Here is a 2551-nt window from a genome sequence, read left to right on the forward strand (position 1 = left end):
ATGGTTTAATGATAAAATCATCTGCACCATTTTCATAACCATATACTTGATCTATTTCACCCATTTGGGCAGACAGTATCATAATAGGACATGTAGATACTTGTCTTATTTTTCGTAACCAATAATAGCCATCAAAAGCAGGAAGGTTAATATCCATTATAACCAAGTGTGGTTCTATTTCTTGAAAAACATCTAGTACCTTTTTGAATTTTCCAACAATTTGACACTCATATTCATATTTTTCAATATGGCTTTTTAATGTACTTGCGATATCTATTACATCTTCCACGATCAATATTTTATGCATAAAATCACCCAACTTTTTAATTCATTAAGTGTTTATATTTAGCGTATCTTACAGACTATGGCTAACACCTTTTATTGTGCCTTTTTCACTTTTCTAGTTACTTTCTTCTTTTTTCCTGAGTCAGCCATTACCTTCTCATAATCAGGAGACTTCAGGATAATAAGAAAGGTAAGGAAAACCATAAGTAGTAAAGAGCTGATTCCGATAATTGGATTCGTAGCACTTAAGTCTATATTTGTATACCGAGTCAATCCTAAACCAGAGGTAATAGGATAAAAATCGTTTAAATTTCATCCTGCAGCAAAAATACCGCAAAATCCATAAAAGAAGGCCAATCCTACACCTGCAAAAAAGCTATCTTTCTTTCTGCTGAAATAAGCGATAATTGGTAATACTGCTAAATAGTTACAGAACCCAGTCGCCATAATTTGATAAAGTGCCTTGAATAAAATGGATGCAGAGAATCCCCCAAAACCAAATATTATGGAAAGCAAGATGGAGATAATGAAACTGGCTACTCCAAACAATAGAGTTAATATGCCAATCACTATCATTTTTCCAATCAACATTTTACGAAAGGAAACAGGAATTGTCAGCATCGTTTTCAGTGTCTGATCCGTATATTCCCGATTGATTAAATAGCCTCCGATTAATACAATCATAAACGGAAAAGCTAAACTAAAATTATTCCAAATCACATTATTGTAAAAGAATTCATAGGTAACCGAACCTTCACCACTATTCGATTGAAAAGCAGCTAAAACAGCTGAAATAAAAACTGCAATGATACCTATCCAAATAATACTTTGACGTTTTAGTTTTAAAAACTCTGTTATTATAATCTGATACATTTTTATCACCCCATTCATATTTCAATTTTTTTATAAATAAAAGTAGCTATAGCTGTAAAGATCACCGAATAAATAATCATCATACTAAATGTTTCTAATGTAGAGGATGTATACGGCAGTATATAGCTCAACGCTTCCTCTACAGGAAATAACGTTAAATACCATTTAAATACGATTGAAATGGGCATTATGGACGCCAATGCATTATGCGCTGAGAATTGTGGAAACTCACCTAAAAAAGAGCTGCTTAGAGATCTTAGTATCGCTTTTGTCAAAAATGAAATAGAATTTTGTATGGATTGGATGACAGACGATGTGGTTTGGGAAATCATTGGTGATAAACTAATTCAGGGAAAATGTCCTACTCACCATACAGCTCACTACTAATTTTTCCCAGTTTTCAATAACAGATTGGGCCTTACTATGATGACGCTTACAAACTATAAACAAAAGCATTAAATGATATACATGCCTAAAAAATCGGTTAACTTGAAGTCCCAAATAGCCAATAATATTGCACAAGCTTTTTATGTAATGTTATTTTTTTTGTGTCAATTTCATATATTCATTAATTAATTCATTAATTAACCTATCTAATTCTTGACTAATCTGTATGGTTAAAGGATGATTTATTCCCATTTCTTCACTGGTTCGAATCATCTTTTTTTAAAAAACTTTAATTTTTTTCTTAATTCTTTTTTTGCACTCAAAACTTTTTAAACTCCTGTTCTTTACGTGATACACAAAATTTAAATTATTATTGTTTATTACTTATTTCAATAAAAGTCTTCTTAAAGATTTGAATCATGGAAAAATTGAGGATAATGGAATAGGATACCTTATCGTGAAGTAGAAAAGTATACAGTTAATAAAACGACAAAGATAGTAAAATCTTTTAAAAAGCAGTTCCCAAAGTTTAGTGTAGAAATTGAAATGGAGAACGCTAAGAAAAAGGATAAAAAGTAAATGCATATTTTTAAGAGTAGTTCTTTGTTATAAAGTTAAATAATAAAATGAAAACGGGATCATGAAAAATCACCACTTGTTCATATCATAGCTAACAAGCAGTGATATTTTTAATTTCTTAAACTAAATAAGTCATCGAATGAAGAAGGTGATTAAATTATAGGAGTGTATGTTTAAAGGCTACATTATAATTTTAATCAGATAATTCTCTTATACGATTAATTTCAATCATTATAGCTTGCTGCTCCAATTCCATTAGATTAATAATTTCTATTAATTCAGGTATGGCACGATCTAATGTATATACTTTATCCGAAGCCAGACTATAAGTGATACTAAGTAATTTTTGTTCCAGTTCCACAAAATATAATTTCCGACTTAATTCGCCTATTAATAAATTTTCTGGCACTCTGTCAGATTTCATATA

Annotated in this window: 4 protein-coding genes; all 4 read right to left on the minus strand. The window is 30.3% G+C overall.

The window, feature by feature from the left end:
- Nucleotides 1-307, minus strand: a 307-nt coding sequence (locus tag SPD89_RS22540; protein WP_336264193.1) for a response regulator, incomplete at its 3' end; no start/stop codon positions are given.
- Between the two features lie 290 nt (nt 308-597).
- A complete protein-coding gene (locus SPD89_RS22545) occupies nt 598-1158 on the minus strand; it encodes an ABC transporter permease (protein ID WP_336264194.1) in 561 nt (186 codons plus the stop codon).
- Nucleotides 1159-1695: 537 nt separating this feature from the next.
- Nucleotides 1696-1818, minus strand: coding sequence for an aspartyl-phosphate phosphatase Spo0E family protein (locus SPD89_RS22550; protein ID WP_336264195.1), 123 nt, complete (start codon nt 1816-1818; stop codon nt 1696-1698).
- 499 nt (nt 1819-2317) lie between these two features.
- Nucleotides 2318-2551 (minus strand): hypothetical protein (locus SPD89_RS22555; RefSeq protein ID WP_336264196.1); only part of this gene is annotated, 234 nt, incomplete at its 5' end.

Source organism: Pseudogracilibacillus sp. SO30301A, assembly GCF_037072025.1.
Taxonomy (GTDB): Bacteria; Bacillota; Bacilli; order Bacillales; family Amphibacillaceae; genus Pseudogracilibacillus.